1 rRNA gene is annotated in these 1,209 nt (G+C 51.0%); it reads left to right on the forward strand.

What is annotated here, in order from left to right:
• A 23S ribosomal RNA gene (locus MJZ25_16665) occupies positions 1 to 1,209 on the forward strand; the annotation flags it as partial.

Below are 1,209 nucleotides of genomic sequence, written 5' to 3' on the forward strand. Positions count from 1 at the left end.
AAGTCTCGTGGTCAAAAGGGAAACAGCCCAGACCCACAGCTAAGGTCCCGAAATAGATTTAAGTGGAGAAGGATGTGGAGTTGCACAGACAACCAGGATGTTGGCTTAGAAGCAGCCACTCATTAAAAGAGTGCGTAATAGCTCACTGGTCGAGTGACTCTGCGCCGAAAATTCAACGGGGCTAAAATCTGTACCGAAGCTTGGGCTTGACAGGATACTGTCAGGGGTAGGGGAGCGTTGTGTAAGGGGTGAAGTCATAGCGTAAGCGGTGGTGGACTTTACACAAGTGAGAATGCCGGAATGAGTAGCGAGAATTATGTGAGAATCATAATGGCCGAAAGTCTAAGGTTTTAGAAGGCAGGTTCGTCCGCTTCTAGTAAGCCGGGGGCTAAGGCGAGGCCGAAAGGCGTAGCCGATGCACATACGGTAGAAATTCCGTAGCCTCCATCAATTTAAGCACAGGGACACTTTTGAAGGGCTTAGCCGGGCGTTGGTTGCCCCGGTCGTAAGGGACTGCGTAAGCGGGAAGTAAGTTTGGAAGAAGGCGAGAAAAGCTGTGTGTATAGAAGATGGAGCCCGTACCACAAACCGACACAGGTAGACAGGAAGAAGATTCCAAGGCCAGCGGGAGAAGGGTTGTTAAGGAACTCGGCAAGTTGACCCCGTAACTTAGGGAGAAGGGGTGCTCTGAAAAGAGCCGCAGAGAATAGGCCCAAGCGACTGTTTAGCAAAAACACAGCTCTATGCTAAATCGAAAGATGACGTATATGGGGTGACACCTGCCCGGTGCCGGAAGGTTAAGAGGAGGAGTGAGAGCTCTGAATTGAAGCCCCGGTAAACGGCGGCCGTAACTATAACGGTCCTAAGGTAGCGAAATTCCTTGTCAGGTAAGTTCTGACCCGCACGAATGGTGTAACGATTTGGGCACTGTCTCAACAACCTACCCGGCGAAATTGTAGTACCGGTGAAGATGCCGGTTACCCGCGACTAGACGGAAAGACCCCATGGAGCTTCACTGTAGCTTAATATTGAATTTCGGTATTTCATGTACAGGATAGGTGGGAGACTGGGAAGTCAGGGCGTCAGCCTTGATGGAGTCAACCTTGGGATACCACTCTTGAGGTGCTGGAATTCTAACCTGTGGCTCTGAATCGAGTCAGGGGACATTGTTAGGTGGGCAGTTTGACTGGGGCGGTCGCCTCCTAAAAG

Source organism: Fibrobacter sp. (assembly GCA_024399065.1).
GTDB lineage: Bacteria > Fibrobacterota > Fibrobacteria > Fibrobacterales > Fibrobacteraceae > Fibrobacter.